A 26,174-nucleotide genomic window follows, 5' to 3' on the forward strand; every position below is an offset into this window, starting at 1 on the left:
ATTTACAGATCATGAAAAATAGAATTTTAAAAGGCGGTATCGCCACAGTAATCGTTTTAACCACAGTAGCATTTACAAATTCTAAAAAAGAAGTGGATACTGAGGCCAGCATTATTACCTGGACAGGGGAAAAAGTTACAGGGTCACACAATGGAACTATTAAACTTGAGAGTGGACATCTAATGATGGAAAACGAGAAAATCGTCGGTGGTGAGTTTGTAATGGATATGAGCAGCATTACTGTAACAGATCTTTCTGGAGAAAACAAGGGAAAACTGGAAGGACATTTAAAGTCTGAAGATTTTTTTGGAGTTAAAAAACACCCCACTGCTAAACTTGTAATTACCAGTGCAGCCGCAAAAGGAGATGGAAAATATGGGATTGTTGGAGATCTAACCATTAAAAATGAAACACACCCACTCACTTTTGATCTTGAAATGAATGGAGATTCTGCTAACACACACTTAACCATAGATCGTTCAAAATATAATGTGCGTTATGGATCTGGTAGTTTCTTCGATAATTTGGGAGACAAGACCATCTATGACAATTTTGAACTGGACGTGAATCTAAAGTTCTAGGATATTTACCGGGGTTACTGCCTCGTGATTATTTTTTGAAAAAATGTTTGTTTAGAAAAATTTCATCTCTATCTTTGACCTCATGTTAAAAATGAAAAAAAATAACTGGTGGTGGAATAACTTACGTCAATCTTCGTGAGCTGAACTGCTATTTTTCAATATAGAAATTATAAAGGCTTGTCTCACGACAAGCCTTTTTTTATTGCATAAACTAATATTCAATGTTCAAATTAAATACAAAATACAAGAAGATCCTCGCCGATACTATTACACCGGTAAGCATCTATCTAAAATTAAGGGATAAATACCATAACAGTCTATTATTGGAAAGTAGTGACTATCATGCGAGTGATAATAGCTTTTCTTATATCTGCTGTAATCCCATTGCTTCTTTTAAAATTGAGAATGAACAAATCACCGAAACTTTTCCAGATGGAAGCATTGAAAAAACACCATTAAACAAATCTGTTTCAGTGCCTGAAGCTATTCAGAAATTTTCTAAACAATTTAAGGCAGATTCTTCAGAATTCAAGTTTATCAATAATGGCCTGTTTGGATATATCGCCTATGATTCTGTACGATATTTCGAAAATGTTGAAGTGACCAGGAAAGAAAAAGACCTTCAGATTCCTGATATTTATTACGCGGTATATCAGAATATTATCGCTATAAATCATTTTAAAAATGAGGCTTATATTTTCGACCATTCTTATAAGTCAGAAAATAAGATAGATGAAATTGAACAACTACTGAAAGTCAAGAATTTTGCTTCCTATAATTTCAGCAGAAATGAAGAAGCGATATCTAATCTCACGGATGAAGAATATAAAAAAGTAGTCCAGGAGGCAAAGGAACATTGCCACCGCGGCGATGTTTTCCAGCTGGTACTTTCCCGACGATTTTCTCAAAAATTTAAAGGAGATGAATTTAATGTATATCGTGCGCTTCGAAATGTGAACCCTTCCCCTTATCTCTTCTATTTCGACTACGGAAACTTTAAAATATTCGGAAGTTCTCCCGAAGCTCAATTAATCGTAGATAAAGGCAGGGCCGAAATCCATCCAATTGCAGGTACTTTCAAGAGAACTGGAAATGATGAAAAAGATGCTGAAATTGCAAAACAATTGGCCGTTGATGAAAAAGAGAATTCAGAACATGTAATGCTGGTAGACCTTGCTCGTAACGATCTAAGCAGAAACGGTAGCGATGTGAGAGTGGAGAATTATCGTGAAATACAGTTCTTTTCCCATGTAATTCATTTGGTAAGTAAAGTAACAGGCAAAAAAGACCCTAATGTGCCCACACCCCAAATTGTCGCAGATACTTTTCCTGCCGGAACTTTAAGTGGCGCACCCAAACCCATGGCTTTAAAACTGATCGAAAAATTTGAAAATGTAAATCGCAGCGCTTACGGCGGAGCTATTGGTTTCATGGATTTTGAAGGCAATTTTAATCATGCGATTATCATTCGCTCCTTTGTAAGCAAAAATCATGAATTACATTATCAGGCCGGCGCAGGGATCGTATCTGAATCCAAACCTGAAAATGAATTACAGGAAGTTTATAACAAATTGGGAGCATTAACCAAAGCTCTCGAAATTGCTGAAGAAATTTAGAATGAAAGAGATGAAAAAAATATTAGTGATAGATAATTACGATTCTTTTGTATACAACCTGGTGCATTATCTGGAAGAGTTGGACTGCCAGGTCACGGTAAAACGAAACGACCAGCTGCATATTGATGATGTGGAAGAATATGATAAAATACTGCTGTCTCCAGGCCCGGGAATTCCTGATGAAGCAGGCCTTCTAAAACCAATTATAGAAAAATATGCTTCCTCTAAAAGTATTTTGGGAGTATGCCTAGGAATGCAAGCCATTGGAGAAGTTTTTGGAGGAAAACTCCTGAATCTTGACGAGGTTTATCATGGAGTAGCTACCAGAATAGATCTTTTTGTAGACGATGAATATATTTTTAAAGATTTGAATAACGAATTGCAGGTAGGCCGCTATCATTCCTGGGTGGTTGAAAAGAATTTACCCCCCACCTTGCAGGCTACCAGTTATGATGAGAAAGGCGAAATCATGTCACTAAGACATACTGAATTTGATGTAAGGGGAGTACAATTCCACCCTGAATCTGTACTTACACCAGAGGGTAAGAAAATGATCCAAAACTGGGTAGAAGGCCCATTATCTGATAGTTTTTCAGAAGATAAAAGAACAAAAACAGAAAAAACAATTCAATAAAATGTTAGCTCGTCATCCTGAATTTATTTCAGGATCTTATGAGAAGCTGAAACAGGTTGAAAGATCAGATATCAGATAGATTTAAAAAGAATGAAAGAATTATTAAACAGGTTAATTAGTCATGAGACCATAAGTACCGAAGAAGCCAAGCAGGTTATTTTCAACATTTCTGAAGGAAAATATAATGAAACCCAGATCGCGGCTTTTCTTACGGTTTATATGATGCGCAGCATAACCATTGAAGAGCTTGAAGGATTCCGGGATGCTTTGCTTGAATTATGTATAAAAGTTGATCTTTCAGCATATGAAGCTGTCGATCTTTGCGGAACCGGCGGCGATGGCAAAGACACCTTCAATATTTCCACTACTTCCTCTTTTGTTACTGCAGGTTCCGGGGTGAAGGTTGCCAAGCATGGAAATTACGGAGTTTCTTCGGTTAGTGGAAGTTCCAACGTAATGGAGCACCTGGGCATCAAATTTAGTAAGGATGCTGTTTTTTTAGAGAGATGTATAGATAAAGCTGGTATTTGTGTTTTGCACGCCCCATTATTTCATCCGGCTATGAAGAATGTTGCACCAGTAAGAAAAAGTCTGGCTGTAAAAACTTTCTTTAATATGCTGGGGCCAATGGTGAACCCTGCATTTCCAAAAAATCAGTTAGTAGGAGTTTTTAACCTTGAACTGGCCCGGATGTACGCCTACCTTTATCAAAATACCAATAAAAATTATACTATTTTGCACGCCTTAGATGGTTATGATGAAATCTCCCTTACCGGGGAAACTAAAAGCATCAGTAATCATTCTGAAAGAATATTAAAACCTTCAGATTTTGGAGTTTCAGAATTAAAGATGTCTGAAATTGCCGGTGGTGGTTCCATAGAAAGTGCCGCTAAAATCCTAACCAGTATTCTGCAGGGAAATGGATCTGAGGCTCAGAATAATGTGGTTTGCGCCAATGCCGGAATGGCCATTGCGACTTCAAGAAATTTGAGTCCGCAGGAAGGTTTCCAGTCAGCAAAAGAATCACTCGAATCTGGAAAAGCTTTTGAAAGTTTCAAAAAATTACAGGAATTAAGTCAGAAATAAATGAATATCCTCGATAAAATTATTGCAGATAAATTTAAAGAAGTTGAATTAAAGAAATCGCTCATTCCGGTGCCGCAACTTGAAAATTCGGTATTATTTAAAAGGGAATGTATTTCTTTAGCTGAAAACCTTAAGAAAGGATCAGGAATTATAGCAGAGCATAAAAGAAGGTCCCCTTCAAAATCGGTGATCAATCAAAGTCTGAATGTTCAGGAGGTGGCCAAAGGATATGAAGAAGCCGGGGTATCAGGAATTTCAGTGCTTACTGATGGGAAATATTTTGGTGGCTCTTTAGAAGATTTGCTTTATGCCAGAGCTTCGGTAGAAATCCCTATTCTTCGGAAGGAATTCATGATAGACGAATATCAGGTTTTGGAAGCAAAATCCTTTGGGGCAGATGCCATTCTTTTGATCGCTGCAGTTTTAACTGAAAAACAATTAATTTATCTTGCAGATATTGCAAAAAACCTTGGTATGGATGTCCTTCTGGAAATCCATAATGAAGAAGAATTGCAAAAATCACTGAAAGTAAATGCTGATATGATAGGCGTGAATAATCGTAGTCTAAAAACTTTTGAAGTTAGTATTGATACTTCGAAGGTTCTGGCGAAGCTTATCCCAGATGAGTTTGTAAAGGTTTCTGAAAGCGGAATAAGTAGCACTTCAGCTATAGCAGACCTTAAAAGTTATGGTTTTAAGGGCTTTTTGATTGGAGAGAATTTTATGAAAACAGACAATCCGGGAGCCGCAGCAAAAGAGTTTATTACAGAATTAAAATCTATTGTATAAATGGATCATATGAATACCAAAGCAAAATCACTGATAACTCCCGCATCGGGCCAGAGTTCAGGCTTAAGCTTAAAAGTTTGCGGAATGCAACAGCCCGGGAATATCCTTCAGGTTTCTGAATTGCAACCAGATTATATGGGGCTTATCTTTTATGATAAATCGCCCAGGTATTTTGATGGCGAACTCCCGGAAATCGTTCCTGAAATTAAAAAAGCCGGAGTATTTGTGAATGCATCTATCCCAGAAATCAAGGAAAAGGTATCGAAATACAATCTGAATGCAGTTCAGCTTCATGGAGATGAATCGGCTGCATTTGCGAAAGATCTTAAGAGGGAACTTCAAAAACTGGGAAATACACCAGAGATCATTAAAGTGTTTTCAGTGGGCGATGATTTCGATTTTCAGATAATTAAGGCTTTTGAAGGGATTGTAGATTATTTTCTTTTTGATACTAAAGGGGCACTTCGGGGCGGAAATGGCACTGAATTCGATTGGAAAATATTAGAAAACTACCCTTCCAACACGCCATTCTTTTTAAGTGGCGGCATTGGTCCTGAACATGGAAAAGCCATCGCAGAACTTAAAAATCATTTTTTAAGAAATGGTAAACCCGGATTACTGTATGCCGTAGATGTAAACAGTAAATTTGAACTAAAACCCGGATTAAAAAAATTAAAGGAATTGAAAGATTTCAAAACTCAGATAAATTCATAAAATGAGCTATCAGGTTGATGAAAAAGGATATTACGGAGATTTTGGCGGTGCCTATATTCCCGAAATGCTATATCCAAACGTGGAAGAATTGCGTTCCAGATATTTAGATATCATGCAGGAAGAATCTTTTCAGAAGGAGTTTAAAGAACTTCTGAGAGAATATGTGGGACGTCCTACTCCACTCTACTACGCGAAAAGATTTAGTGAGAAATATGGTACAAAGGTTTATCTAAAAAGAGAAGATCTTTGTCATACTGGCGCTCACAAAGTGAATAATACCATTGGGCAAATTCTGATGGCCCAAAAACTTGGCAAAAAAAGAATTATTGCTGAAACCGGAGCAGGTCAACATGGTGTAGCGACGGCCACTGTGTGCGCATTAATGGGAATGGAATGTATTGTTTATATGGGCGAGATCGATATAGACAGGCAGGCGCCCAATGTTGCTCGTATGAAGATGCTCGGTGCGAAAGTGGTGCCGGCAAAATCTGGTAGTCGCACGCTAAAAGATGCTACCAACGAAGCGATTCGAGACTGGATCAATAATCCAGTAGATACACATTATATCATCGGTTCTGTGGTGGGACCTCATCCCTATCCCGATATGGTCGCCAGATTTCAGGCGGTAATTTCTGAAGAGATCAAAGTTCAGTTAAAGGAAAAAGAAGGCAAGGAAGATCCAGATTATGTTGTGGCCTGTGTTGGTGGCGGAAGCAATGCCGCCGGAGCCTATTATCACTACCTTGACAAACCAGAGGTAGGAATTATTGCCGTGGAAGCTGCCGGGAAAGGGATCGATTCCGGAGAAAGCGCGGCTACTTCGGCATTAGGAAAAGCAGGTATCATTCACGGAAGTAAAACTTTACTGATGCAAACCGGCGATGGGCAGATCACCGAACCCTATTCCATATCTGCAGGACTGGATTACCCAGGCGTTGGGCCCATGCATGCAAATTTATATGCCAGCGGTCGCGGAGAATTTATCAGTATTACTGATGAAGCGGCAATGAAAGCCGGGCTGGAACTGGCGAAACTGGAAGGAATTATTCCGGCTATTGAAACTTCCCACGCCCTGGCAATTTTTGAAACCCGAAAATTTAAAAAAGATGATATCGTTGTGGTAAATCTTTCCGGGCGCGGGGATAAAGATCTGAACACATATATTGAATATTTTAATCTATAATACACGTCACGCTGAATTTATTTCAGCGTCTCATGAGATTCTGAAACGAGTTCAGAATGACGGCTCTAAGAATTTTTGAAGAATGAATAGAATAAATAAAAAATTGCAGGAAGATCATAAACTGCTTTCCATATATTTTACGGCAGGTTATCCAGATTTCGGTGATACCGAAAAGATCATTGTAGACCTGGAAAAAAATGGAGTGGATTTCATTGAAATTGGGCTTCCTTTTAGTGATCCTCTTGCAGATGGCCCCACTATTCAGGAGAGTTCTACAAATGCACTTAAGAATGGTATGACTACTGCAAAATTATTTGAGCAGTTAGAGGGCATCCGGAATAAAGTTGAAATCCCTCTAATTATGATGGGTTATTTTAACCCTATTCTGCAATATGGTGTGGAAGAATTTTGCAGAAAATGTGAGTCGGTTGGAATTGACGGACTTATTATTCCAGATCTACCGGTAGATGTTTATCACGACGAATACCAGGAGTTATTCGAAAAATATGGATTGAAAAATATTTTTTTGATCACCCCACAAACTTCAGATGAACGAATTCGTTTTATCGATTCTGTATCAAACGGGTTCATTTATATGGTGAGCAGCGCCAGCGTGACAGGTTCTACTTCTGGATTTAGTGAAGACACAAAATCTTATTTTAAGAGAATAAATGATCTTCAGCTTAAAAACCCTCAAATTGTAGGCTTCGGAATAAAAGATAAAGAAACTTTTGAGCAGGCTACAGAATATGCAAAAGGAGCGATCATAGGAAGTGCTTTCATTAAGCATTTGAATGAGAACGGAACGGAAACAATTAAATCCTTCGTTCAAAATGTTAAAGCTTTAACCTAATTGTAACAGGCCCTTAGCAGGTTTTAAGACTTGATATTCTTATCTTAGATTAAACTTAAAAATTTACGTTATGGGAGGACCAATTGAAGATAAACACAGAGGAAAAAAAGATCGAAGAAGAAGTGAGGATGATCCGCTGAGCGGAGATTTGGGAGATCGTAAAAAACAGACCAACGATGTTGATATCGACGAAAAGAACATAAGAGACCAGAAGAATAAAAAATAAGTTATGGGAAAAGGCGATAAAAAGACCAAAAGAGGAAAAATTGCCATTGGCACCAGTGGGAAATTAAGGCCAAGACGTAAAAAGTTTAAGATAAAGCCAACCACACTGGCCAACCAGGACAAAAAAGAATTGCAGTAAAAATTGAATTAGAAAAATTCTTTATATTGAAGAACCCTGAAATCAAGAGTATTGAATTCAGGGTTTTTCTTTTTAATATCCTTATATAACTGCGAACTACCAACCGCAATATTTGCCGCCCCGGAAGGAGCAATTAATGATACTGTTTTTATAAGCCTTCCATCCAGCACAAATTGATGTATCCTGGGAGATTTACTGGAAATTACTTTAAGCCGGATATCGTGATCTGACTCTTTCAGATATTTCCTAAAAAAATATTCTGGCCCATTTTTAGAATTACCTCCGGTAAAAAGCAACGTATCTATTTTTGGATTTTTCCTGAGAATGCCAATCATGTTACGTAATTCCACTTTCTGCATTCCCAGATCTGAAGCATCGATTTTCTCCCTGCGACTGCTCTCTACTACATCACAAATTCCAATACCTCTTTTTATTAAAAAATCCTTTCGTTGCTGTATGGCTTCGCTAGTATTCTCAAATTTTAGATTAAGGTCGAAAATCCTATCTAAAATAATCCATAACTGACCATCGCGGCTTCCATAACAAAAATCGACATCTTCTTCCTTAAATTCCCGCTTTGTAAAACGCGGAGGAGGAAGTGTTCCTACGATTAATTTAGTAGCCGATTCAGGAATAAACGGTGGATATGGATGTTTATGATGAAAAAGTTCCAATATTCATAGTTTTTAGCTAAAAGCCTGAAGCTTTCAGTTGGGTTACCTTATAAAAGTCGGTTCGTTCTCATTTTCCGTATGCTCTTCGCTATAGCGATAATCATCATAATCGAAGCCTTTTACATCTTCCAGAGTTTTGCAATCATTATCTATAATATAACGAACCATGGATCCCCGCGCTTTTTTAGCAAAGAAACTGATGATCTTCAGCTTACCATTTTTAAAATCCTTAAAGACCGGAGAGATCACTGGTACTTTTAATTTTTCAGTATCTACAGCTTTAAAATATTCATTACTGGCAAGATTTAGAAAAAGTTCCTCATCTTCCATTTCCGAATTAAGAAAATTAGTCACTTTCTTTTGCCAAACTTCATATAGATTATTCTTTCTTTCTATTCCAATAGAAGTTCCCATCTCAAGTCGGTAAGGCTGAATAAGATCTAATGGTCTCAAAATACCATACATCCCTGAAAGAATTCGCAGTGTATCCTGAAGTCTGTCCAATTTTTCCGTAGGAATTGAATATGAATCCAAACCGGTATACACATCCCCGTTAAAAGCATACATGGCCGGCCTGGAATTTTTTTTATTGTGTTCTTCCTCAAACTCCTGGTAACGGGTATAATTAAGATCGGCAAGTTTATCGCTGATGCTCATTAATTCTGAAATGCCCTTTTTACTCTGGCGAGCCAGTTTTCGGTTCAGTTTGGAAGCTGTTTCCAAAAATTCAGGCTGGGTGCCCCTGGTGGTAGGTAATTTGGATTCATAATCCAGCGTTTTCGCCGGTGAAACAACAATTTTCATTTCTTTTCGGTTAATTTTCTATCAAAGATAACCTATCAAATTAAAAACTGAAAAATCTCTGAAATTTGTTTCTTATAAATCAATAGATGGCTCTTATGCTATAAATCTTCCAGCTGATTTTTAGCATACCCACGCCATTTTTCAATACAGGACACCATGTCTTCAGGTACCTCTGAATTGAAACTCATCCATTTTTTTGTTGCAGGATGTTCAAAGCCCAGTGTTTTAGCGTGAAGTGCCTGCCGGGGAAGAATTTTAAAACAATTATCTACAAATTGTTTGTATTTCGTAAAAGTGGTGCCTTTCAATATTTTATCGCCGCCATAGCGTTCATCATTAAATAGCGTATGGCCAATATGCTTCATATGCACCCTGATCTGGTGCGTCCTTCCGGTCTCCAGCTTACAGGCAACAAGTGTGACATAACCCAGACGCTCAATTACTTTAAAATGTGTTACCGCAGGTTTGCCATTATCTGCATCATCACCCAAATAGACTATATTTTGAAGTCGATTCTTTGGGTTTCTGCCTATATTTCCTTCAATGGTTCCTTCCTCTTCTTCTACATTTCCCCAAACAATAGCGACATATTCGCGTTCGCTGGTTTTATCAAAAAATTGTTTAGACAGATGAGCCATCGCTTCTTCTGTTTTAGCGACTACCAGGAGTCCGCTGGTATCCTTGTCAATTCTATGAACAAGTCCTGGACGATCACTACTGTTATTTGGCAGATTGCCAAAATGATGCACCAGGGCATTTATTAAAGTTCCGCTGTAATTTCCATGGCCAGGATGCACTACCATCCCGGCCGGTTTATTTACTACCAGTAAAGTTTCATCTTCATAAACAATATCCAGGGGAATATCTTCCGGAACCAGCAAATACTCATAAGGAGGATGTTCAAACATCACTTGAACGGTATCTCCCCCTTTTACTTTATAGTTCTGCTTAACAGTCTCGCCGTTCACATAGATATTTCCACTCTTAGCTGCTTTTTGAATTTTATTTCGGGTGGCGTTTTCGATGAAATTCATCAAATATTTATCAACCCTTAAAGGTTTCTGCCCTACCTCGGCTTTAAATTTATGATGTTCATAAAGACTCTCATCTTCTTCCTGCTCTTCAATCTGGTCTCTTTGGTCTTTATTAGAATTCATCTATTTCGCTTTCAGTTTCTTCTTCTACATCAAGGCTATCTTCATCAAGATCCCTATATCTACCACTTCCATCGCCAAGAACAAGATCTATCACGGAAGTTTTCATCAATTTATCTCCTGGCTCCACCAATGTGCCTTTGTGTCTTAGTTCCAGAACCGCGTCTTCAGCAATATCTGGCTTGTAACTAATCTCTCCAATTTCAAAACCCAGGGATCTTAAAGTCGGTTCCACCTGTCTTCTGGTTTTTCGAATTAGATTATTTGGAATTTCAATCTTTCTATATCCTGAAGGATTAAGAGTCAAATAAATTTTCCTTTCCTCTTTTACAAACTTTCCGGGTGCAGGCACCTGATCTATTACTGAATATCCCGGAAAATCAGGATTAAAATTCGCCGAATCCAAAATCTCAAAATCAAGTTCTAATTCATCCAGCCTGTCTTCCACATTATCCAGATTCATTTTTGCCAGATCTGGCACCTCTATTCTTTGATCCTGATTTGTAGAATAATCAAGCCATTGCATTGTGAAGAACGAAAGCACCACTAATACAATAACTGCCAGCACCAATTGAATTAAAAATGTTTTGCTGAATATAAATCGAAATAATCCCATAGTTTTTAGATAATGGGCAAAGATATAAAACCCTTTGGTTTTGGTGACTGCCCTTATAAGTGATATTTTTGTTTAACGACTTCTAACAGGATATATTGAATATGAAGAAAAAAATTGCCATTGCCATGGGCGGTTATTCCAGTGAATATCGCATCTCCATCAACAGCGGAAATATTGTTTATAAACATCTGGACCGTGACCTTTATGAACCTTACCGCGTTCATATCTTAAAGGGAGAATGGTTTGTTGTGGCAGAAGATGACACTCCTTATCCTATCAACAAAAGTAATTTTACGGTTAAGATTGATGAAAAAGTGATTCAATTTGATTGTGTTTTTAATACCATTCACGGTACTCCGGGCGAAAACGGACTTCTTCAGGCCTACTTAGAATTGATTGGAATCCCTCAAACCAGTTGTGATTATTACCAATCTGCCTTAACATTTAATAAAAGGGATCTTATAAGTGTTTTAAAGCCTTACGGAATAATAGCAGCAAAAAATTATTTTCTGAATAAAGACCAGGAAATAAATACCAAAGAAATTGTGGATAGCGTAGGCTTGCCCTGTTTTGTAAAAGCCAATCGTGCCGGCAGCAGTTTTGGAGTAACTAAGGTGAAGACTGAAGAAGAGCTGATCCCTGCTGCTAAAACGGCCTTTACTGAAGATGATGAAGCTATTATAGAATCTTATCTTGACGGCACCGAAGTTTCGGTAGGAGTAATTACTTATAAAGGTAAGATTATGGCACTACCTGTAACTGAAATCGTACCTGAAGGTGAATTCTTCGATTATGCTGCAAAATATCTGGGGAAATCTCAGGAGATCACGCCGGCAAGAATTTCAGCAGAAGACACAAAAAAAGTTCAGGATATTGCAGTTATGATCTACAAAAAACTGAAAATGAAAGGTTTTTCAAGATCTGAATTCATTTTTCATAACGGCGAGCCCCATTTTATTGAGATGAATACCAACCCTGGAATTAGCCAGGCGAGTATTTTACCTCAACAGGCAGAGAAAGCAGGCATAAGCCTCAAAGATTTGTTTGGAAGCACTATTGAAGCGGCTCTTAATCAAAAGTTATAATTTCTGATTATCTTTTCCCCTAATAACCGCTCAAAAACCGCCTGATGAAAAAAGCAGTTTTCCCCGGATCTTTCGATCCACTTACGCTTGGACATACCGACATTATAGATAGGGCACTTCCTTTATTCGATGAGATCATTCTCGCTATCGGAACCAATTCCAGTAAAAAATATATGTTCAGCCTGGAAGAAAGAATTCACTTTTTAAAGGATACTTATAAGAATGAACCTAAAATAAAAGTAGCTACATACTCCGGGTTAACCGTGGATTATTGCAAATCTCAGGATGCAGGTTTTATCTTACGCGGGCTCAGAAATGCCCAGGACCTGGAATTTGAAAAAGCTATTGGCCAGACAAATTATAAAATGGCCGGTATTGAGAGCATCTTCTTAATTTCCAGTTCGGGTAAGGCCCATATTTCGTCAACGGTGGTTAGGGATGTTATGCAACACGGCGGTGATTATGAATTTATGGTGCCAGATGTAGTGCGTAAAAAGTAACTCGCAGAATGTCATCCTGAAACCGGTAATAATAAAAATCTAGCTTAGGAATATGACGTTTTTATACCCCCCCTCTGAATAGTTCTCTAAAGCTTTACATACTTAATTTGAAGAGCCGCGAATTCACAAATGTTTTTAGGGCTTTAGTGGTAAGTGATTTATTATACTGTTATGAGCTTCAGAATTGCCAATTTTATAGTTCGGCAATAGTAACTCGATTCGGGATCTCTAGAGATTCCTCACTTCGTTCGGAATGACATTTCTATAAGTTAAAATCGACGGTAACACCTCCAAAGTAATTCCTTGGATTCCCGGGATAATAATATCGCGGAGCCGATCCACCAAATCCTACGGCATTTGTTACAATACTCGCAGCATAATCTTCGTCCAGAATATTATTGATCCCGAAATTAAACTGAAGACCCAACTTACTGCTTAAGTTCCAATGATAGTTCAATTTCATATTCAGTAATTGGTAGGGATCAGTATATCCTGAATTAGCATCATCCAGCGCCATTCTGCCAAAAGCCTGAAAATTGATATTGGCAGATAAATTTTCAAAATTAATTTCAGTGCCCGGAGAAATCATATATTCCGGAACACCCGGCAGGGTATTTCCTGAGTAATTTTCTCCAAGATCCACGAATTTGTCAAATTCGAAAAAATTAAAACTGGAATTTAGAAAAAACCTAAGCTGAAAATCCTGAGAGAACCTTGCTTGGTATGCACTGGTGAATTCTATTCCATTATGGTCTGCTTTCCCGGCATTCACTCCTACAAATTGATCTGGCCCAACTCTTCTCGCCACCAGTAAATTTCTTATTTGAATGGAATAAAGGTTCAATTCAATATATAACCTGTTATTAAACCAGTTTCCTTTAAAGCCAACTTCATAATTCCAGCCGGTTTCCGTTTGTAGATCGGTGTTAATCTGTCCTTCGGGAGTTAAAGTTTCAGCCACTGTAGGAGTTGAAAACCCATGACTGGCAGAAGCATAAATATTCTTTCCCTGAAAGACTTCATAACTCAGGCCTAACCTCGGCGAAACTACAGGATCGAAACTATAATCGCCGGACTGGTCAACTTCATCTCCTTCAAATTTATCTTCCAAATCATAAACAGTAGCATTAAAATTAATACCGGATTCTAATATCAATTTTGAGGTAAGTTCGGTATTCAATTGTACAAAAACATTGATGTAATTCCTGTTTTGCTCATTTAGACTTAATCGCTCGCCCTGAACGCTTCTTCTTCCTTCTTCTTGTTCATATAAGTTTTGAAAAGTACCGGTTTCATAAAATTCCAGCATTCCCTCAGCCCCAAAACTTATTTCAGAAGTTTTGTCAAAAATTGCAGTCTGATAATTGAATTTTGTACGCGCTCCTATGGACTGACGATTCTCATCTAAAATATTGAAAGGCCTGGGCTCATAACCATCCCTGGAATTATAAAAAACAGAAGTCAGATTTTTAAAATCATTAGCAAAAGTATGTTCATACGATATTCCGAAGATATTTTTATCGTAGGATTCATAACCAGCTGACTGGTTCCAGGTAAATGCTGCTTTTTTTGGCTCATTTCTAAAATCCTCTTCTTTCAATGAACTTGGAATAAAAGCCTTTAAATCTGAATAATTAAAGAAAAAAGACCAGTAATTTTTTGAATTAGTAATTAACCTGGCAGAACCTAACAACGAATTCCTGAGATATTCCCCATTTTGGCGATAGCCGTCACTTTCCAGCCTATTATAATTTATAGAAATATCGAGATTATCCTCCACATAGCTGAAATTGGCTCTTGCTTTCCTGGTATTAAAACTTCCATAGCTAAAACCGGTAGTAATCGACTTCTGATTTTTTCTATTCCTATCGGTATATAAATTGATAGCCCCGCCTAGTCCAGCACCAAAAACGGAAGAAACAGGGCCTTTAAATATTTCGATCCTATCTAAATATTCAGAATCAAAATCGTCCAAAGTCAGTTCGCCTTCGGCAGTAGTTAACGGAATTCCATTAATATAAGCCTTAATTCGATTTGTGCTGTATTGTGCCCTGGAACCAATTCCTCGAATATTAATCTTATTGGTATTCAACGCCCCCTGGCTTACGAAAACGCCTGGTACATAATTAAAATTTTCAACCAGGTTAAAGTTATCGGTGCGTTCTAAATCACTTTCAGAAAGTAAACTTACGGAAGCTGGAATTTTTCTAATTTCCTGCGGGATATTAGAACTCCTAATCAATACTTCTGAAAGCTGATTTGTATCTTCTTGCAGGTATACACTAATTTCTGTCTGTTTTTGTTCAAATTCTACAATAGAACCTAAGTAGCCTAATCTTCTAAATTCAACTTCCACCGGAAATTCTACATTCGTGAATATAAATTCACCATTCCTATTGGTATAGTGAATTCCCCCTGATCGAAGATTCTTAACCGAAACATTCTCCAGAGCTGCTCCGGTTTTACTATCTAAAACCTTTCCTTTAAATTCCTGAGCATAAAGCTGGGTGAAATTGACAAGAATGGAAACAAGTAAAATATATTTTCTCAAATTGAATTATTCAGCTGAAACTCTCCAGATCACATTTCCGTCGTCATCATTTACCAGAAGTGAACCATCAGGAAGAGTTGTTACTCCCACTGGTCTTCCATAAACCTGGCTGGCATCATCATCTGCAATAAAGCCGGTAAGAAAATCTTCCGGTTCCTGTGGGTTTCCGTTCGCATCGAAAGGTATGAATAAAACCTTATAACCTGAGAAATTTGCTCTATTCCATGAACCATGCTGGCCAACAAACGCTCCATTATGATATTTTTCAGGAAAAGAAGTTTTATCATAAAAGGTAAATCCGAGAGAAGCCGTATGTGGTCCTACAGAAACATCTGGTACAATAGCCTTTTCCACCATTTCCAAATGTGGATCTTCTGCCCACCTTGGATCTTTAATATCTCCGTAGTAAGAGAATGGCCAGCCATACCATCCACCTTCTTTTACACTGGTAACATAATCTGGCACCAGGTTATTCCCAATCTTGTCACGCTCATTTACCGCGGTCCATAATTCTCCGGTTACAGGATTCCAGTCTATTCCTACAGGGTTTCTGAGTCCGGCAGCATAGATTTTTTCACCAGTACCATCCGGATTTATTTCAATAATATTTGCTCTTCGTTCCTCCTTCTCCATTCCATGTTCACCAACATTACTGGAACTACCCACGGTGATATATATTTTATCCTTATTGGGACTGGCTATAATATTTCTTGTCCAGTGATGGTTATATCCCCCTGCTGGTAATTCTATGATTTTCTCCGGCTTTCCCTCTATTGCATTTTGTCCTTCTTTATATGGAAACCGAATAAGCTCATCTACATTAGCAACATAAAAATAATCGCCTAATACCAGCATGCCGAAAGGCTGGTTTAAATTTTTCAGGAAAGAATAACGTTCGTCTGGTACGCCATCCTGATCTTTATCCCTGAACATGGTAATTCGATTAGCACTTTTCTTAGCATCATTAGATTCTACTACAAAAATGTCGTTATTTGGAGCAACATAGGTCCATCGGGGATGTTCTAAATCTTCAGCGAATTTGGTCACTTTAAATCCTTCAGGGGCTTTTGGCATTTCGCCCTCCGGCCACGGCACAATCCTGCTTTCCTTTCTTACAGATTCTGAAGCAAAAGGCGCTGGTAATTTTATTTTTCCAATAGCTGTTTCGGCATAATCGGGTCCCGACTGTGATAATTCATTTTTTTTCTCCCTGCTCAGATTCTCTACTGCCTGCCCTTTTACGTTTACTGAAATAAGTACAGTTACAGCAAACATGAAGGAAATGATACTATTTTTCATAATCAATTTTTCATAAAAATAGGCGGAATATTAGATACCTAAAAGGATCTCTGAAAGATTAGATTTACTTTAACAGAGCCTTAAACTTTAGGAAATGCTATCTTTTTTAGCTACTCTCTGAGTTTTTAAGTAAGTTTACGGCTGGATTTTTAGAAAATTTTATGAAAAAACTGTGGTTGGTATTGGGGATCTTGATCAGCCTATCATCTTGTGATTTTTCTAAGTACAGGCTTATCAAGAAATACGATTTTGAAACCCGATTTGAAAAATCCGGGGGGACCGAAACCGGAACTTATTCTGAAGTTATAGCATTTTATAAAGAACTGGCAGACGCTTATCCAAGCATTAGCCTGCAGGAATTTGGCGAAACAGATAGCGGCTTGCCCCTACACCTCGCTATCTACAATCCGGAAGGTGAATTTGATCTTGAAAAACTAAGAAAATCGCATAGTGTCTTAATGATAAATAATGGCATTCACCCTGGCGAAAGCGATGGAATAGACGCTACGATGATGCTTTTTAGAGATATGGCCGGAGATTCGATAGCCTCTCCAAAAAACACCCTGATCGCTACCATTCCTATCTATAATGTAGGTGGTGCTTTAAACAGGAATTCAGGCAGCAGGACCAATCAAAATGGCCCGGAAGAATATGGGTTCAGGGGAAATGCCCGGAATTATGATCTTAATCGCGACTTCATAAAAGCCGACACTAAAAACACGCAGACATTTTATGAAATTTTCCATTATTTAAAACCCGATGTTTTTATTGACAATCATGTTAGCAATGGTGCAGACTATCAATACAGCCTTACCCATCTATTTACGCAACATGATAAATTAGGCGGAAATCTAGGTGACTATCTCCAAAATAATATGATGCCTGCTTTGGAAGACTCATTAAAAGCAAAAGAATGGGACATTACTCCATATGTAAATGTTTTTAATGAGGTGCCTGAAGAAGGTTTTTCGCAGTTTATGGATTTCCCGCGTTACTCTACTGGCTACACCACACTCTGGAATACCCTTGGCATGATGGTAGAAACACATATGTTGAAACCATACAATAAAAGGGTAATGGGAACTTATGAACTCATGCGATCCATGATTCAAATAACCGATGCGGAAACCTCAGTAATCAAAGATCTGAGAAACCAGGCAAGAAGAAAATATTTGACAGATCGCAGCTACAATCTCACTTTTGAAGTTGATAAAGAAAATCCTTCCAAAAGAAAATTTAAGGGTTATGAAGCTGAAGATATTATTAGTGAGGTTACTGGCATGGAAAGATTAAAGTATGACAGAGAGAAGCCATTCACTAAAGAAATTGACTATTATGATAAGTTTAAGGTAACCGAAGAAATTGAAATTCCCAGGGCGTATATCATTCCCCAGGGATGGTGGCAGGTAATTAATAGACTGGAAATGAACAATATCAAAATGGAAACTCTTGAAAGAGACACACTAATTGAAGTAGAAGTGTATAAAATTCAGGATTTTGAAACCTCCGAGACAGCTTTTGAAGGCCACTATTTACATAAGAACACCCAGGTTTCAACCTCTACAGAGACCATACATTTCAGAAAAGGTGATTATTTAATTACCACTTTTCAGGATGGTGCGAGATATCTTTTAGAAACTTTGGAACCATCTGCAGTAGATTCTTTTTTCAACTGGAACTTCTTTGACACCGTGCTTCAGCAAAAAGAAGGTTTTTCTCCTTATGTATTTGAAGATATGGCGAAAGAAATTCTGGAATCTGATGCTGAACTTAAGGAAGAATTTGAAGATAAAAAACGGGATGATGCTGAATTCAGAAATAACTGGTATGCTCAACTAGACTGGATTCATAAGAGATCAAACTATTACGAAGAAACCCATCTACGCTACCCAGTCTTCCGACTTCCCCGCTAGAAATTTTTCAGGAAATAACATCTTTATATTGGCATAAGACTTTGTGAGTGCTTTCTGGCTTTTCTTGAAATTTTTCCATTTGGCCTTTTTAATACCTTCATTGGTCTCCGGCACGAGCTCTCCGGCATAGTCTGTATACATTTCATACCAATAGGTCTCTTTAAGCCGTAATTTCCCTTTGCGTTTAAAAACATGATACGTCCGGGTAATGAAACGTTTTATTTCCAGGTCTTGAACACCGGTCTCCTCTTCCACCTCCCTAATTGCTGAAGCTTCAATACTCTCGTTTTTTTCGGTCTTGCCCTTTGGAAGATCCCAACGGTTATTCCTGTAAATAAAAAGAATTTCTTTTTTGGAATTCACCACCATCCCCCCGGCAGCTGTCACCACTTTCATCTTTTTCAGCAGCAATTTTAGAAGTTTACTTTCATCATTATGATGAAGATGTACATAATGTAATTTTCCCTTTAGAATTTTCCTGATCACTTTCTTAAGCCGAACTGACTTTAAAGGAAAAGAAGTATAATTTTCCCCAATTTCTTTCTGCGTGGACACAATTATGGGAATATCATTCACAAAAACTTTATACATTTGCAGCTATGATTTTGAATACAGAAACAGCAAAAAAGACTGCTGAGCTTTTATTGCAAATTAAAGCAATAAAATTAGAACCACAAGAGCCATTTACATGGGCCAGCGGCTGGAAATCTCCAATTTATTGTGACAACAGGATCATCCTGTCCTATCCAATGATTAGGAATTATGTGCGGGAAAACTTCGCCAGGCAGATTGAGGAAAAATATGGAAAACCTGATGTGATCGCAGCGGTAGCAACCGGAGCCATAGGAATAGGCATGTTGGTAGCTGAATATCTAAGTCTGCCCTTCGCCTATGTAAGACCAGAGCCAAAAGGGCATGGTAGACAAAACCAGATTGAAGGAAATCTGGAGGAAGGCCAAACCGTGGTGGTAATTGAAGATCTTATAAGTACAGGAAACAGCAGCCTTAATGCCGTAAAAGCCTTAAAAGAAGCTGGTGCCAATGTAAAAGGAATGTTCGCTATTTTTACTTATGGGTTTGATACATCAGTGAAAAATTTTGAAAACCTGGAAATTGAACTTCATACCCTCAGCGATTACGACAACCTTATAGAAACCGCTCAGAACACAAATTATATAACTATTGAAGAAGCAGGTGTACTTCGTAAATGGAGAGAAGATCCTGCTAATTGGAAACCATAATATGAAATTAGAAAGCCAAAAAGTAACCGCAGATAAAAGTCAGCAGGAAATGTTTGATTTCCTGACGAATGTAGAGAATTACGAACAAATCATGCCTGAGAGTAAAGAAAAATTTCAGGTGATTTCAGATGACAGTTTTCTTTTTCAACTGAAAGGAATGCCTGAAATCAGATTAAAAATTATAGAAACTACAGAACCAAATCTAGTAGTTCTTGGTTCCACTTCAGATAAATTCCCATTTAGGCTGAAAACCCATATTGCTGATGCCGGTGAGAATAAAAGCGAAGTAAATATGGAATTTGAAGGTGAATTTAATGCCATGATGAGCATGATGATCAAAAGTCCCTTAAAGAAATTCATTACAGCTTTAACCGAAAATATAGGGAAACTATAAACTTACCAATGCAGTATAAAGCCGGGGTCAATCTTCCGGCTTTTCTATTTAATAAAGTAGCTGGATCTCCTTAAGGTCAAAAGTTTTAAAAACCGAATCTTCTATTTCAAGGTTCAGCTTTCCTTCTGTGGTCACTCCGCGAATAATCCCATTAAATCTTTCGCCATCACTCGATGAAAACGCAGAAACCACATTAAGCCGAAACATGTTTTTAGCATATTCTTCCAGAATTTCGGTTCCTTTCCTGGTTGGCAGATTTTGCAGTTCGTGGTCTACCGTAAAAGCAATTTCCTCTAATAATTCGTCTAAATCAAAAATCTTCCCGGTAAGGCTTCTAAGGGATCCTGCGCTGGGTAAGGCTCCAAAATCTGTTTGATTCACATTTAAACCTATTCCAATAATACTGGCCACAATTCCCTCATTTTTTACAATATTTTCAATAAGGATTCCACCAATTTTTTGTTTTGCTGACAGAATGTCGTTAGGCCATTTCACTTTAATATCAGGAATTTTCATCCGTTGTAAAACCTTCAATACTGCTAGGGAAATAGAAGCACTCAGAAAAAAATGACGGGAGATTTTCAGTTTATTTTGAGGATATAGGATACTGAAGGTGAGGTTTTCTCCTGCTTTAGACTCCCAGTTCAACCCTCTTTGCCCTCTTCCTGCTGTCTGAGTAATAGCCCTTACACATACGGGTTCAAAACTGGTATGACCTTCGTAAAATTTCCTCACGAAGGAATTGGTGGAGTCGATGGCATCAACTTTGATTATACGCATATAAAACTATTAGAGATAAGGCGTTAAAATCTTCTTTAACAATCTCTTTAAAAGAGCAAAAAATGATAAATTTGCGTAAATAAATTAATTTAATGTCGAAAAAGGAAAAAAACAGCGATCAACTTATTGCACATATTATAAAAGGGATAGAGGAAGTGAAGGGGAATGATATTGATATCCTGGACCTTAGAGAAATTGAAAATACAGTTTGTGATTATTTCATAATCTGCAATGGTACTTCAAACACGCAGGTAAACGCCATAGTAAATTCCATACAAAAAACAGTTAGTAAAAACCTCAAAGACAAACCCTGGCATATTGAAGGTAGCGAGAATGCCGAATGGGTGTTGATGGACTACGTAAATGTAGTTGTTCATGTTTTCCAGAAGCATATCAGGGAATTTTACGATATTGAGAGCCTATGGGGTGATGCGAAAATCACATCCATAGAGAGCAGTTATTAAATCTAAATTATTTGAAGAAGCACAGAATGGCGAATCAAAAACCGAAGAAAAAATTAGATCCCAAAAAACCTAAATTTAGTGCCTACTGGATTTACGCGGCGATCATTATTATATTTTTAGGCCTAAATTTATTTGGAGACGGTGGATTCTCAGAACCGGCTAAAACCAGTCCGTCTGAGTTTATGCAGTTCCTGGAGTCTGGTGATGTTGAAAAAGTTGAAATAGTCAATAACACCGTAGCTAAGGTTTATCTTACTGAAGAAGCCAAGCAAAAAGATATTCATAAAAAGAATATAGACCCGGATCTTTTTCCTACAGGGGAATCTCCCGTATATACATTCCAATTTGGAAGCCTGGAAGTTTTCCAACCCGAATTAAAGGAAGCTATTAAAGAAAATAACTTAAATACAGAGGTAATTTACGAAACCTCAAGCGATGTTTTAGGAGATCTCTTTTGGGCATTATTGCCATTTATACTGATAATCGGTGTTTGGATCTTTATCATGAGAAAAATGAGCTCTGGTGCCGGTGGAGGCGCAGGAGGCCAAATCTTTAACATAGGTAAATCCAAAGCAAAATTATTTGACCAGAATACTGACGTAAAGACATCTTTTAAAGATGTGGCAGGTCTTGAAGGCGCTAAAGAAGAAGTTCAGGAAATTGTAGACTTCTTAAAACAACCTGAAAAATATACTGCCCTCGGAGGTAAAATTCCTAAAGGAGCCTTATTGGTAGGGCCTCCGGGAACGGGTAAGACATTATTAGCAAAAGCTGTGGCCGGAGAAGCAAAAGTTCCTTTCTTTTCCCTGTCAGGTTCAGATTTTGTAGAAATGTTTGTTGGTGTGGGAGCTTCAAGAGTAAGAGACCTTTTTAAACAGGCTAAAGAAAAGTCTCCTTCCATCATATTTATCGATGAAATTGACGCCATAGGTAGAGCAAGAGGAAAGAGTAATTTTTCCGGTTCTAATGATGAGCGTGAAAATACCCTCAACCAGTTATTAACTGAAATGGATGGTTTTGGCACTAATACCAACGTAATTGTAGTAGCCGCCACCAACCGGGCAGATGTACTGGACAAAGCATTGATGCGTGCCGGTCGTTTTGATAGACAGATCTATGTAGATCTTCCCGACCTCAACGAAAGAAAAGAAATTTTTGAAGTTCATTTAGCTCCGCTTAAGCGTGTGGCAGATGAATTAGATACCGACTTCCTTGCCAAGCAAACTCCTGGATTTTCAGGGGCAGATATTGCTAATGTTTGTAACGAAGCAGCTCTAATTGCTGCCAGAAAAGGTAATAAAGCAGTAGGTAAACAGGATTTCCTTGATGCAGTGGACCGTATTGTTGGAGGACTTGAAAAGAAAAACAAAATTATCACTCCAAGCGAAAAGAAAGCTATCGCATTTCATGAAGCGGGTCACGCCACCGTTAGCTGGATGTTAGAACACGCTGCGCCACTGGTAAAAGTAACCATTGTTCCTCGTGGACAATCATTAGGCGCCGCATGGTATCTGCCAGAAGAAAGACTTATAGTAAGACCTGAACAAATGCTGGACGAAATGTGTGCCGCTCTTGGTGGTCGTGCCGCAGAAAAGGTTATATTCAATAAGATCTCCACAGGAGCGCTTAGCGACCTTGAAAAAGTAACCAAACAGGCAAGAGCCATGGTTACTATTTATGGGCTTAATGAAGCCGTTGGTAACCTCACCTATTACGACTCTTCAGGTCAGAGTGAATACAATTTCACCAAACCTTATAGTGAAAAAACTTCAGAATTAATAGATAAGGAAATTTCCAACCTGATTGAACAGCAATATAAGCGAGCTCTGGATCTACTAGACCATCATAAAGACAAGCTTACGCAGCTTGCTGAAATACTTCTGGACAAGGAAGTTATATTCAAGGACGACCTGGAAAAGATCTTTGGAAAACGTCCTTATGAAAAGGAAAAGGAAGAAGGTAAACCCATCAAAGAAAAGAACACGCTGAAGGAAACCAGCAAAGATGAGGATGAACCTACAGATTCCAAAGGAAAAAATACAGATGAAGAAGAAGAATTAACTGAAAACGATTCGGTTAATAAGTAGTGTAGAAGTTGAAGTAAAAAATCTGAAATTAAACAATGGTTAATTTCAGATTTTTTAACTTTGATAAAAAGACTGTAAGAATCATACCCAGACTCTATGAATCTATTCAAGAGGTTTCTTAATCCCAAGTCAAAAGCAGACCAGGAGCGGGATATCCCTGAAAATGCAGACAGAGGGAAATATATGCCGGAGGTAAAATTACCTACCGATGAGCGATTTATGCTCAATTTCAAGAATAATGGCGGAAAATTCTTATACTGTGTGGATGATGCAGAAATTCAGGAAGCTTTTGATAATATTCTCATGGAAAATGACTGGTATGAGAAAAAGTGCTGTTGTTTTGACGAGAATTTAAAGACTAAATTCAACAACTTCAATCTGGAATTTAACACCTCTGCCAATGCAGATTTTTATTTATCCACCTGCGAATTCCTGGTAGCAAATGATGGTTCTATACTCATCTCATCTAACCAGATTAAAGAGCGGAAGCTGCATGACCTCCCGGCAAATTTTGTCATCTTATCTTCTACAAGTCAGTTAATTGACACTATTGGCGAGGGCTTAAGAGGTATTAAATTTAAAAACAAACAGCATATCCCTTCTAATATTACAACCATCAAAAATTTTGAAACCCAAAAAGAAGGTGATTTTATGAGTTACGGAAGTAGTACAAAAAACTTATATTTGCTACTGCTGGAAGATCTGTAATTTATGAAGGAAACCATTATTCGTACTGTTTCGGGATTTCTATATACCTCCATTCTGGTTGCCTCCATTCTGTCTTCTGAAGTTATTTTCATCATTCTTTTCTACCTTTTAAGCCTTGTGTGTCTGGTAGAAATGCAAAAACTTTTGCGCCTTAAGAGTTATGCCCTTTACTTTTTGCAGGTAATCCTATTTTATCTTTTCAGCTTCTTGAAATTTAACCAGGACGCTACCATTCTTCTGCTTTTAATAACAATTTTCGTAAATCTGTTCCTGGTAAAAGATTTGCTGGTAGTAAAAAAAATTCCTGTTTTCGAAAAAAAGAAATATATCATCATCATATTTTATCTGATCTCTTCTACGATATTTTTAACCCTTATTCCTACTATTGAAGGTATTTTTATACCTAAACTGGTTATCGGGATATTCTTTTTGATATGGACCAATGACACCTTTGCTTACCTTGTAGGCAAGAATTTCGGAAAACATAAATTATACGAAAAGATCTCACCCAATAAAACGATCGAAGGCTTTCTTGGCGGACTGATTTTTAGCATTTTTATGAGTTATGCTATTTGGTACTATACCGGCTTTCTCACTATGTGGACCTGGCTTGGTATGGCAATTATATTAAGTATATTTGGTACCCTGGGAGATTTAATTCAGTCTAAATTTAAAAGACAGGCAGGAGTTAAAGATAGTGGCAAATTGATGCCTGGCCATGGTGGATTGTTTGACAGGTTAGATAGTATTATCTTTGCAAGCCCGTTTGTTTATGCTTATTTATATATATTGAATTATGTTTCATAAAGAAGGATACAAAATAATGACCATTACTGCGATTATCCTTATCGCAATAAATATCATTACTTACAATTTAATTAATGTATACTGGATAAAATTTGCAATTTTAGTTGTTTCAATCCTTTTCTTCTTTTTGATTATTCAGTTTTTTAGAAATCCGAAAAGAACTACAAGTTTTAATAATGAACATATTATTGCACCTGTAGATGGTAAAGTAGTAGCTATTGAAGAAGTGTACGAAAAGGAATATTTTAAAGATAACAGGCTGCAAATTTCAATTTTCATGTCTCCAATCAATGTACATGTTACCCGACATCCAGTGGGAGGAAAAGTAACCTATAGTAAATATCATCCGGGAAAGTTTCTGGTAGCATGGCATCCAAAATCCAGTGAGGAGAATGAGCGTACTACCGTAGTGGTAAAAAATGAAACTGCAGGAGAAATTTTGTACCGTCAGATTGCCGGAGCATTAGCTAAACGTATAGTTAATTATGCGGAAGTAGATTCAGAAGTGGTACAGGGTAGCGATAGTGGGTTTATTAAATTTGGGAGTAGAGTTGACGTGTTTGTACCTATTGGCACAAAATTGAAGGTGGAGATCAATCAAAAAGTAAAAGGAGGAGTTAGCGTAATAGCTGATGTAGTTTCCTAAATAGTATGATGGCAGAAGAAAACTCCAGGTTTCTAAAAGCCTATGAAATGGCAAGTAAAACAGATCAGCAATTTCCACCTGATGTCATGTTGCATTTTTATGCTTTATACAAAAGAGCCACTGAAAAAAATGGTTTTTACATCCCTCCAACAAATCATGGAGATCTTAGAAGTGCCTTTAAAATAAATGCCCTGGTTCAGGTAAAAGATATCAGTAAAAAAGAGGCAGAAGAGAAATATATTGAACTGGTAGAACAATATATAGGGCATATTTCTTAATATAGAATATTCTAAAAAAGAGGCTATTTAAAAAGGCCTTATTCCGGCAAGCTCAAACCTATGATAAAATATTATCTAACGTAGGAAATTTAAGATACTTGCTCATTTTTTCCATCGATAAAAAAACGAACAATAAAATCCAGGCTTACGAAACTCTATCTAAATTTATTGTTCAGCACCTAAATTTTAGGAACTCGAGATGTGTTTTGTAGAAAATTCGTTTAGCTCAATCAGCCTAAAATTTCACGGTGCCTACACTTCAAATTTTACGATAAATTTTCGATAGGCTGTGGAAACGGAGGCTCTTAAAATTAAATATTTAATTTTAAGATTACTAATTTCAGAAATATGTC

The 26,174-nt window shown here is 37.5% G+C and carries 29 protein-coding genes; 21 read left to right on the top strand and 8 right to left on the bottom strand.

The window, feature by feature from the left end; translation table 11 throughout:
* The first annotated feature begins 11 nt into the window (after positions 1-11).
* The 10 genes from Q1K34_RS07485 (at position 12) to Q1K34_RS07530 (ending at position 7,820) form a co-directional block, all read left to right on the top strand.
* A complete protein-coding gene (locus Q1K34_RS07485) occupies positions 12-581 on the top strand; it encodes a YceI family protein (protein ID WP_300436667.1) in 570 nt (189 codons plus the stop codon).
* 221 nt (positions 582-802) lie between these two features.
* Positions 803-2,197 (top strand): anthranilate synthase component I family protein, encoded by a 1,395-nt coding sequence (locus Q1K34_RS07490; protein WP_300436670.1) that lies wholly within the window; start codon positions 803-805, stop codon positions 2,195-2,197.
* Positions 2,198-2,207: 10 nt separating this feature from the next.
* Positions 2,208-2,831 (top strand): aminodeoxychorismate/anthranilate synthase component II, encoded by a 624-nt coding sequence (locus Q1K34_RS07495; RefSeq protein ID WP_300436673.1) that lies wholly within the window; start codon positions 2,208-2,210, stop codon positions 2,829-2,831.
* 90 nt (positions 2,832-2,921) lie between these two features.
* Positions 2,922-3,917 (top strand): anthranilate phosphoribosyltransferase, encoded by a 996-nt coding sequence (gene trpD / locus Q1K34_RS07500; RefSeq protein ID WP_300436675.1) that lies wholly within the window; start codon positions 2,922-2,924, stop codon positions 3,915-3,917.
* Positions 3,918-4,706 carry an indole-3-glycerol phosphate synthase TrpC gene (gene trpC / locus Q1K34_RS07505; protein WP_300436678.1) on the top strand — a complete coding sequence of 263 codons (789 nt, stop codon included), beginning with the start codon at positions 3,918-3,920 and terminating at the stop codon, positions 4,704-4,706. It begins immediately after the preceding gene.
* Positions 4,707-4,715: 9 nt separating this feature from the next.
* On the top strand, positions 4,716-5,420 hold the full coding sequence (locus Q1K34_RS07510; RefSeq protein ID WP_300436680.1) for a phosphoribosylanthranilate isomerase: 705 nt from the start codon (positions 4,716-4,718) through the stop codon (positions 5,418-5,420).
* A gap of 1 nt (position 5,421) precedes the next feature.
* On the top strand, positions 5,422-6,603 hold the full coding sequence (gene trpB / locus Q1K34_RS07515) for a tryptophan synthase subunit beta (RefSeq protein ID WP_300436683.1): 1,182 nt from the start codon (positions 5,422-5,424) through the stop codon (positions 6,601-6,603).
* A gap of 82 nt (positions 6,604-6,685) precedes the next feature.
* The gene (trpA, locus tag Q1K34_RS07520; protein WP_300436686.1) at positions 6,686-7,456 is read left to right on the top strand and encodes a tryptophan synthase subunit alpha; all 771 of its coding nucleotides are present in this window, start codon (positions 6,686-6,688) and stop codon (positions 7,454-7,456) included.
* A 70-nt stretch (positions 7,457-7,526) separates the two neighbouring features.
* Positions 7,527-7,682 (top strand): hypothetical protein, encoded by a 156-nt coding sequence (locus Q1K34_RS07525; RefSeq protein WP_300436689.1) that lies wholly within the window; start codon positions 7,527-7,529, stop codon positions 7,680-7,682.
* A 3-nt stretch (positions 7,683-7,685) separates the two neighbouring features.
* Positions 7,686-7,820 (top strand): 30S ribosomal protein THX, encoded by a 135-nt coding sequence (locus Q1K34_RS07530; protein WP_300436691.1) that lies wholly within the window; start codon positions 7,686-7,688, stop codon positions 7,818-7,820.
* 8 nt (positions 7,821-7,828) lie between these two features.
* Here Q1K34_RS07530 and Q1K34_RS07535 read toward each other — a convergent pair whose 3' ends face one another.
* From Q1K34_RS07535 to Q1K34_RS07550, 4 genes are all read right to left on the bottom strand, one after another.
* Entirely contained in the window at positions 7,829-8,494 is a 666-nt protein-coding gene (locus Q1K34_RS07535) for a uracil-DNA glycosylase family protein (protein ID WP_300436694.1), read from the bottom strand.
* A gap of 42 nt (positions 8,495-8,536) precedes the next feature.
* Positions 8,537-9,298 carry a peroxide stress protein YaaA gene (gene yaaA / locus Q1K34_RS07540; RefSeq protein WP_300436697.1) on the bottom strand — a complete coding sequence of 254 codons (762 nt, stop codon included), beginning with the start codon at positions 9,296-9,298 and terminating at the stop codon, positions 8,537-8,539.
* 98 nt (positions 9,299-9,396) lie between these two features.
* Entirely contained in the window at positions 9,397-10,455 is a 1,059-nt protein-coding gene (locus tag Q1K34_RS07545; protein WP_300436700.1) for an RluA family pseudouridine synthase, read from the bottom strand.
* Positions 10,445-11,068: a PASTA domain-containing protein gene (locus Q1K34_RS07550; RefSeq protein ID WP_300436703.1), complete on the bottom strand. Its 624-nt coding sequence runs from the start codon at positions 11,066-11,068 to the stop codon at positions 10,445-10,447. The genes Q1K34_RS07545 and Q1K34_RS07550 overlap by 11 nt, the downstream gene beginning before the upstream one ends.
* Before the next feature lie 101 nt (positions 11,069-11,169).
* Between Q1K34_RS07550 and Q1K34_RS07555 the strand changes: the two genes are divergently transcribed.
* Together Q1K34_RS07555 and coaD are read left to right on the top strand one after the other, a co-directional pair.
* Positions 11,170-12,153, top strand: coding sequence for a D-alanine--D-alanine ligase (locus tag Q1K34_RS07555; protein WP_300436706.1), 984 nt, complete (start codon positions 11,170-11,172; stop codon positions 12,151-12,153).
* Between the two features lie 44 nt (positions 12,154-12,197).
* Positions 12,198-12,653, top strand: a complete 456-nt coding sequence (gene coaD / locus Q1K34_RS07560) for a pantetheine-phosphate adenylyltransferase (RefSeq protein ID WP_300436709.1) — start codon at positions 12,198-12,200, stop codon at positions 12,651-12,653.
* Positions 12,654-12,915: 262 nt separating this feature from the next.
* Here the strand turns inward: coaD and Q1K34_RS07565 are convergent, their stop codons facing one another.
* The gene (locus Q1K34_RS07565) at positions 12,916-15,204 is read right to left on the bottom strand and encodes a TonB-dependent receptor (RefSeq protein WP_300436712.1); all 2,289 of its coding nucleotides are present in this window, start codon (positions 15,202-15,204) and stop codon (positions 12,916-12,918) included.
* A gap of 6 nt (positions 15,205-15,210) precedes the next feature.
* Positions 15,211-16,503, bottom strand: a complete 1,293-nt coding sequence (locus Q1K34_RS07570) for a sorbosone dehydrogenase family protein (RefSeq protein WP_300436715.1) — start codon at positions 16,501-16,503, stop codon at positions 15,211-15,213.
* Between the two features lie 161 nt (positions 16,504-16,664).
* On the opposite strand from Q1K34_RS07570, the gene Q1K34_RS07575 reads away from it, so the two are divergent.
* Positions 16,665-18,416, top strand: coding sequence for a M14 family metallopeptidase (locus tag Q1K34_RS07575; RefSeq protein ID WP_300436718.1), 1,752 nt, complete (start codon positions 16,665-16,667; stop codon positions 18,414-18,416).
* Here Q1K34_RS07575 and Q1K34_RS07580 read toward each other — a convergent pair.
* A complete protein-coding gene (locus Q1K34_RS07580; RefSeq protein WP_300436721.1) occupies positions 18,384-19,007 on the bottom strand; it encodes an NUDIX domain-containing protein in 624 nt (207 codons plus the stop codon). The genes Q1K34_RS07575 and Q1K34_RS07580 overlap by 33 nt on opposite strands.
* A gap of 8 nt (positions 19,008-19,015) precedes the next feature.
* Between Q1K34_RS07580 and pyrE the strand changes: the two genes are divergently transcribed.
* Positions 19,016-19,657: an orotate phosphoribosyltransferase gene (gene pyrE / locus Q1K34_RS07585; RefSeq protein ID WP_300436723.1), complete on the top strand. Its 642-nt coding sequence runs from the start codon at positions 19,016-19,018 to the stop codon at positions 19,655-19,657.
* 1 nt (position 19,658) lies between these two features.
* The gene (locus tag Q1K34_RS07590) at positions 19,659-20,051 is read left to right on the top strand and encodes an SRPBCC family protein (RefSeq protein WP_300436725.1); all 393 of its coding nucleotides are present in this window, start codon (positions 19,659-19,661) and stop codon (positions 20,049-20,051) included.
* A 48-nt stretch (positions 20,052-20,099) separates the two neighbouring features.
* Here Q1K34_RS07590 and Q1K34_RS07595 read toward each other — a convergent pair whose 3' ends face one another.
* Positions 20,100-20,831, bottom strand: a complete 732-nt coding sequence (locus tag Q1K34_RS07595; protein ID WP_300436727.1) for a biotin--[acetyl-CoA-carboxylase] ligase — start codon at positions 20,829-20,831, stop codon at positions 20,100-20,102.
* Between the two features lie 92 nt (positions 20,832-20,923).
* Between Q1K34_RS07595 and rsfS the strand changes: the two genes are divergently transcribed.
* From rsfS to Q1K34_RS07625, 6 genes are all read left to right on the top strand, one after another.
* On the top strand, positions 20,924-21,295 hold the full coding sequence (rsfS, locus tag Q1K34_RS07600) for a ribosome silencing factor (protein ID WP_089666629.1): 372 nt from the start codon (positions 20,924-20,926) through the stop codon (positions 21,293-21,295).
* Between the two features lie 26 nt (positions 21,296-21,321).
* Complete coding sequence (gene ftsH / locus Q1K34_RS07605) at positions 21,322-23,382, top strand: ATP-dependent zinc metalloprotease FtsH (protein ID WP_300436847.1); 2,061 nt, start codon at positions 21,322-21,324, stop codon at positions 23,380-23,382.
* 96 nt (positions 23,383-23,478) lie between these two features.
* On the top strand, positions 23,479-24,090 hold the full coding sequence (locus Q1K34_RS07610) for an LUD domain-containing protein (protein WP_300436733.1): 612 nt from the start codon (positions 23,479-23,481) through the stop codon (positions 24,088-24,090).
* A 3-nt stretch (positions 24,091-24,093) separates the two neighbouring features.
* A complete protein-coding gene (locus Q1K34_RS07615) occupies positions 24,094-24,897 on the top strand; it encodes a phosphatidate cytidylyltransferase (RefSeq protein ID WP_300436736.1) in 804 nt (267 codons plus the stop codon).
* Positions 24,887-25,543, top strand: coding sequence for a phosphatidylserine decarboxylase family protein (locus tag Q1K34_RS07620; protein ID WP_300436739.1), 657 nt, complete (start codon positions 24,887-24,889; stop codon positions 25,541-25,543). The genes Q1K34_RS07615 and Q1K34_RS07620 overlap by 11 nt, the downstream gene beginning before the upstream one ends.
* 5 nt (positions 25,544-25,548) lie before the next feature.
* A complete protein-coding gene (locus Q1K34_RS07625) occupies positions 25,549-25,821 on the top strand; it encodes an acyl-CoA-binding protein (protein WP_300436742.1) in 273 nt (90 codons plus the stop codon).
* Positions 25,822-26,174: the final 353 nt, after the last annotated feature.

It is taken from the genome of Christiangramia sp. (assembly GCF_029937855.1).
Classification (GTDB): domain Bacteria; phylum Bacteroidota; class Bacteroidia; order Flavobacteriales; family Flavobacteriaceae; genus Christiangramia.

Bases quoted from the DNA above. Each gene is read 5' to 3' on its own strand.
- Q1K34_RS07485 (WP_300436667.1), top strand. From the start codon at position 12: ATGAAAAATAGAATTTTAAAAGGCGGTATCGCCACAGTAATCGTTTTA.
- Q1K34_RS07490 (WP_300436670.1), top strand. From the start codon at position 803: ATGTTCAAATTAAATACAAAATACAAGAAGATCCTCGCCGATACTATT.
- Q1K34_RS07495 (WP_300436673.1), top strand. From the start codon at position 2,208: ATGAAAAAAATATTAGTGATAGATAATTACGATTCTTTTGTATACAAC.
- trpD (WP_300436675.1), top strand. From the start codon at position 2,922: ATGAAAGAATTATTAAACAGGTTAATTAGTCATGAGACCATAAGTACC.
- trpC (WP_300436678.1), top strand. From the start codon at position 3,918: ATGAATATCCTCGATAAAATTATTGCAGATAAATTTAAAGAAGTTGAA.
- Q1K34_RS07510 (WP_300436680.1), top strand. From the start codon at position 4,716: ATGAATACCAAAGCAAAATCACTGATAACTCCCGCATCGGGCCAGAGT.
- trpB (WP_300436683.1), top strand. From the start codon at position 5,422: ATGAGCTATCAGGTTGATGAAAAAGGATATTACGGAGATTTTGGCGGT.
- trpA (WP_300436686.1), top strand. From the start codon at position 6,686: ATGAATAGAATAAATAAAAAATTGCAGGAAGATCATAAACTGCTTTCC.
- Q1K34_RS07525 (WP_300436689.1), top strand. From the start codon at position 7,527: ATGGGAGGACCAATTGAAGATAAACACAGAGGAAAAAAAGATCGAAGA.
- Q1K34_RS07530 (WP_300436691.1), top strand. From the start codon at position 7,686: ATGGGAAAAGGCGATAAAAAGACCAAAAGAGGAAAAATTGCCATTGGC.
- yaaA (WP_300436697.1), bottom strand. From the start codon at position 9,298: ATGAAAATTGTTGTTTCACCGGCGAAAACGCTGGATTATGAATCCAAA.
- Q1K34_RS07545 (WP_300436700.1), bottom strand. From the start codon at position 10,455: ATGAATTCTAATAAAGACCAAAGAGACCAGATTGAAGAGCAGGAAGAA.
- Q1K34_RS07550 (WP_300436703.1), bottom strand. From the start codon at position 11,068: ATGGGATTATTTCGATTTATATTCAGCAAAACATTTTTAATTCAATTG.
- Q1K34_RS07555 (WP_300436706.1), top strand. From the start codon at position 11,170: ATGAAGAAAAAAATTGCCATTGCCATGGGCGGTTATTCCAGTGAATAT.
- coaD (WP_300436709.1), top strand. From the start codon at position 12,198: ATGAAAAAAGCAGTTTTCCCCGGATCTTTCGATCCACTTACGCTTGGA.
- Q1K34_RS07570 (WP_300436715.1), bottom strand. From the start codon at position 16,503: ATGAAAAATAGTATCATTTCCTTCATGTTTGCTGTAACTGTACTTATT.
- Q1K34_RS07575 (WP_300436718.1), top strand. From the start codon at position 16,665: ATGAAAAAACTGTGGTTGGTATTGGGGATCTTGATCAGCCTATCATCT.
- Q1K34_RS07580 (WP_300436721.1), bottom strand. From the start codon at position 19,007: ATGTATAAAGTTTTTGTGAATGATATTCCCATAATTGTGTCCACGCAG.
- pyrE (WP_300436723.1), top strand. From the start codon at position 19,016: ATGATTTTGAATACAGAAACAGCAAAAAAGACTGCTGAGCTTTTATTG.
- Q1K34_RS07590 (WP_300436725.1), top strand. From the start codon at position 19,659: ATGAAATTAGAAAGCCAAAAAGTAACCGCAGATAAAAGTCAGCAGGAA.
- Q1K34_RS07595 (WP_300436727.1), bottom strand. From the start codon at position 20,831: ATGCGTATAATCAAAGTTGATGCCATCGACTCCACCAATTCCTTCGTG.
- rsfS (WP_089666629.1), top strand. From the start codon at position 20,924: ATGTCGAAAAAGGAAAAAAACAGCGATCAACTTATTGCACATATTATA.
- ftsH (WP_300436847.1), top strand. From the start codon at position 21,322: ATGGCGAATCAAAAACCGAAGAAAAAATTAGATCCCAAAAAACCTAAA.
- Q1K34_RS07610 (WP_300436733.1), top strand. From the start codon at position 23,479: ATGAATCTATTCAAGAGGTTTCTTAATCCCAAGTCAAAAGCAGACCAG.
- Q1K34_RS07615 (WP_300436736.1), top strand. From the start codon at position 24,094: ATGAAGGAAACCATTATTCGTACTGTTTCGGGATTTCTATATACCTCC.
- Q1K34_RS07620 (WP_300436739.1), top strand. From the start codon at position 24,887: ATGTTTCATAAAGAAGGATACAAAATAATGACCATTACTGCGATTATC.
- Q1K34_RS07625 (WP_300436742.1), top strand. From the start codon at position 25,549: ATGATGGCAGAAGAAAACTCCAGGTTTCTAAAAGCCTATGAAATGGCA.